At 63.5% G+C, this 4619-nt stretch carries 3 protein-coding genes; 2 read left to right on the forward strand and 1 reads right to left on the reverse strand.

Translation table 11 applies throughout. The features are described 5' to 3' along the window. Positions 1 to 2073, reverse strand: a 2073-nt coding sequence (locus tag ABWP50_RS10365; protein WP_353217918.1) for a S9 family peptidase, incomplete at its 3' end; no start/stop codon positions are given. A gap of 135 nt (positions 2074 to 2208) precedes the next feature. Between ABWP50_RS10365 and ABWP50_RS10370 the strand changes: the two genes are divergently transcribed. Together ABWP50_RS10370 and ABWP50_RS10375 are read left to right on the forward strand one after the other, a co-directional pair. Then, positions 2209 to 4017, forward strand: coding sequence for a M24 family metallopeptidase (locus ABWP50_RS10370; RefSeq protein ID WP_353217915.1), 1809 nt, complete (start codon positions 2209 to 2211; stop codon positions 4015 to 4017). 93 nt (positions 4018 to 4110) lie between these two features. Continuing rightward, positions 4111 to 4619, forward strand: a 509-nt coding sequence (locus ABWP50_RS10375) for a glutathione peroxidase (RefSeq protein WP_353217916.1), incomplete at its 3' end; no start/stop codon positions are given.

Here is a 4619-nt window from a genome sequence, read left to right on the forward strand (position 1 = left end):
GGCATCACTTGCCGATGCGGCATCACTTGCCGATGCCAGTCCAAACTGCGTCAGGATGAAGGCATATTCTTCGGCCAGTTCGTCCAGCGCGGCAAAGCGCCCGGATTTGCCGCCGTGGCCAGCGCCCATGTTGGTCTTGAAGATCAGCATGTTCTGATCTGTCTTGGTGGCCCGCAGCTTGGCGACCCACTTGGCCGGCTCCCAATAGGTGACGCGCGGATCGTTCAGCCCGGCAGTGACCATCAGCGGCGGATAGGCCTGTGCGCGCACCTGATCATAAGGCGAATAGCTGCGGATCAGCTCAAAATCCGCCAGCGAAGTGATCGGATTGCCCCATTCCGGCCATTCGCCGGGCGTGAGCGGCAGGCTGTCATCGAGCATGGTGTTGAGCACGTCCACAAACGGCACATGCGCCACCACGGCCCGGAACAGCTGCGGCGCCTGATTCACGATGGCGCCCATCAATTCGCCGCCGGCCGAACCGCCGCTGGCCGAGATCATCCCCGGCGCGGCCCAGCCGGCCTGAACCAGGCCCTTGGCGGCATCGACGAAATCGTTGAACGTGTTGGCGCGCTTGGCCAATTTGCCATCGAGATACCAGCCATAGCCCAGATCGTCGCCGCCGCGAATTTGCGCGATGGCAAAGGCGACGCCGCGACCCAGCAAGCTCAGGCGATTGGCCGAAAAGCTCGGCATGGTCGGGATGCCATAAGCGCCGTAGCCGTAAAGGTGCAGCTTGCCGGTGCCGTCCGGCTTGAAGCCCTTTTTGTACACGATCGCCACGGGCACCTGCACGCCGTCCCTCGCGGTGACAAACATGCGCTGGCTTTCATATTGGCTGGCGTCATAGCCTGATGGCACCTTCTGCACCTTGCGGGTGATTAGTGTGCCGGCCTTGACGTCAAAATCAAACACTGTCGCCGGCGTGACCATCGACGAATAGCTCAGCCGCAGCAGCGGCGCATCGGCTTCGAGGTTGTTGCCGATACTGGCGGTAAAGGCGCTTTCCGTGAACGGCACCACGGTCTCGCTGCCGTCATCCTTGCGCAGCACGATCCGGTCCAGCCCGTCGCGGCGGCCCTGCACGGCCAGGTAGGAGGCAAAAGCACTGATGCCGGTGATGTAATCACGGTCCGTGCCGGCAATCAGTGTCGTCCATGCCGCCGGCGCCGCCAGACTGGCAGTGGCGACCCGAAAATTGACATGCGTATCGTTGCTGCGAACGAACAGCGCCTGCCCGCGCACATCAACCTCATAGGCCACACCGGCCTGCCGGCGCTTGATCAGCAGCGGCGCTGCGGCCGGGTTGGCCGCCGGCACCAGCCGCATTTCGCTGGTGACATGATCGGATGTGCTGATGATCAGCCATTGGCCGTCCTGGCTTTTGCCAACCGATATGCCAAAGCCCTTGTCCTCGGTTTCTTCATAGAGCACGCGGTCTTCACTGGTCTGGCCCAGCACGTGCAGCCGCGCCTTGATGCGCCGCCAATTGTCATTCACTTCGGTCCACACGATGGCCCTGGAATCCGCTGACCATTCAAAGCCGCCGGCGCTCACCTTGGTGACAGTTTCGATATCCATGCCTGCTGCAATGTCGCGGATGCGGATGGTGAACCGCTCGCTGCCATCGGTATCGGTGGCATAGGCAATCAGCTTGCCATCGGGGCTGACCTTCTGAGCGCCAAGCCGGAAATAATCATGGCCCGTGGCCAGATCGGGTTCGGACAGCAGCACTTGCGCAGCGGCGCTGCCCTTTGGCCGCCGCAGCCAGGTGCGATATTGATCGCCGGGCTTGAACTGCCACCAATATTCAAACGCGCCGTTTGGCACCGGCACCGAGGCATCATCCTGCTGCACTCGGCCTTTCAGCTCCTCGAACAATTGATCCTTGAAGCTGGCGATCGGCGCCATCTGCGCATCGAAATAGGCATTTTCCGCGGCCAGATAGGCCAGCACATCGGCATCATCCACCTTGGGATAACCGGGGTCCTTCAGCCAGTTGTACGGATCCTGCACGGTGATGCCGTGGTGGGTGAAACTGTGCGAGCGTTTGGCGGCGATAGGGGGCTGCATCTGGGCGGAGGCTCCGGTGAACGAAAACAATATGGCGAGTGCGGCCACAAGACAGCGCATCAATCAGGTTCCCGTGCTTGAGGCGCGCGGGCAGTGCGCCTATCGAATATGTCACAGATATAGGGAAGACTTGCCATGTCCACCACCAGCGCACCCGTTTCGGGCCGCCTTGCCGCCTTGCGCACCGCGCTGGCCGCCCAAAGCCTTGCCGGCTTTGTCGTGCCGCTCACCGATGAACATATGAGCGAATATGTCGGCGAATATGCCCAGCGGCTGGCGTGGTTAACCGGCTTTGGCGGCTCGGCTGGCTCGGCGGCGGTGCTGGACGGCCGTGCTGCGATGTTCACCGATGGCCGCTACACGGTGCAGGTGCGCCAGCAGGTGCCCGCCGATCAATTTGAATATCAGGATGTGCCCGCCACCAGCGCGGCGCAATGGCTGGCCGATCACGCCGTGCCGGGCCAGCGCATCGGCCATGATCCGTGGCTGCACACGCGGCAATGGGCAGCGGGGACCGCTGCGCTGCTGCACGCCAAGGGCGCGGAACTGGTGGCGGTGGCCAGCAACCCGATAGATGCCGCGTGGACTGATCGGCCGCAGCCATCGGCAGCGGCATTGGAAGTGCATGACGAGCAGTTCGCCGGCCGCAGCCACGCAGACAAACGCGCCGACGTGGCGGCCTGGCTGCAAGCGCGCGGCGCCGATGCCGTGGTGATTGCGGCGCTGGATTCGATTGCCTGGCTGCTCAATGTTCGCGGCCGGGATGTGGCGCGCACGCCGGTGGCGCTGGCCTTTGCCATCGTTCATGCCGATGCCAGCGTGGATCTGTTCATTGCGCCCGGCAAGATCAGCGCTGCATTGCGCGATCATCTGGGCAGCGACGTGCGTTGCCAGCCGCGGGAGGCCTTTGATACTGCCTTGCGCGCCATGGCCGGCAAGGTGGTTGCGGCCGATCCGCAAGGCTGCGTGGCGGCGATTTTTGCAGGCCTGGAGGCCGGCGGTGCGCACATCATCGAAGCCCGCGACCCCTGCGTGCTGCCGCGCGCCATCAAGAATCCGGTGGAAATCGCCGGCACCAAGGCCGCGCATGTTCGCGACGGCGCAGCCTTGACGCGGTTTCTGGCCTGGTTCGACCGCGAAGCGCCGCGGGGCCGCCTTGACGAGTTAAGCGCCGCCGAACGCCTGCGCCAGTTTCGCAACGAAACCAACAGCCTGGAGGATCTGTCGTTCGACACGATTTCGGCGGCCGGCCCCAACGCTGCGCTGCCGCACTACCGGGTCAGCGAAGAAACCAACCTGCCGATCCGCATGGACAGTATTTATCTGGTCGATTCGGGCGGGCAATATCGCGACGGCACCACCGATGTGACGCGCACGCTGGCCATCGGCACGCCCACGCCGGAAATGCAGGACCGGTTCACCCGCGTGCTGAAAGGCCATATCGCCCTGGCCAGCGCGGTGTTCCCGGCCGGCACCAAGGGCGTGCAGCTCGATGCGCTGGCCCGCCAGCATCTGTGGGCGGCCGGCCTCGATTACAACCATGGCACCGGGCACGGCGTGGGCAGCTATTTGTCGGTGCACGAAGGCCCGCAGCGGATCGCAGCGGCATGGTCGGCGCAGCCCGGCAATGACGAACCGCTGCAGCCCGGCATGATCCTGTCCAACGAGCCGGGCTATTACAAGACCGGTGAATACGGCATCCGCATCGAAAATCTCGTGCTGGTCGAAACCCGCGATGTGCCCGGCGCCGAACGCGCCATGTTGGGCTTTCGCGAATTGACGCTCGCACCAATCGATCGGCGGCTGGTGGCGTTGGACCTGCTCAACGCGCAGGAACGCGGCTGGTGGAACGCTTACCACGCGCGCGTGGTGGCCGAAATCGGGCCATTGCTGGTTGATGCCGCTGATCAGGCGTGGCTGGATCAAGCCTGCGCGCCGCTGTGATGCCCTGCATGAGCGCCCTGCGTCACCAGATTACTTCGCAGGCGCCGCCCACCGTGGTAATGCCCGTGCGATAACAGGACGGGAGACCAAGACATGATGAAGCAGATCACGCTCGCCGCCGCCGCCATGGCTGCTCTGGTTGCAGCCGCGCCGGTGCCGCGCAGCATGCACGATTTCACCCTGAAGACCATCGATGGCAAGCCGATGCCGATGGCGCAGTACAAGGGCAAGGTGGTGCTGCTGGTCAACACGGCGTCCATGTGCGGTTTCACCCCGCAATATGAAGGCCTGCAGCAGCTGCACGAAAGCTACAAGGCCAAGGGTTTCACCGTGATCGGCGTGCCGTCGGGCGATTTCGGTGGCCAGGAATATGGCAGCAACGCCGAAGTTAAGCAGTTTTGCGAATCCAAGTTCGGCATCAAGTTCCCGATGGCCGAAAAGGCCGTGGTGAAAGGTGCCAATGCCATCCCGCTGTACAAGTGGGCGGCAAACACGCTGGGTGACGCCAAGACGCCGCAGTGGAATTTCCACAAATATCTGGTCGGCAAGGATGGCAAGCTGATCGCGGCGTATGACAGCCGCGTCACGCCGACTTCGCCGGA

The organism is Sandarakinorhabdus sp., assembly GCF_040398645.1.
In the GTDB taxonomy this organism is placed as follows: domain Bacteria; phylum Pseudomonadota; class Alphaproteobacteria; order Sphingomonadales; family Sphingomonadaceae; genus Sandarakinorhabdus.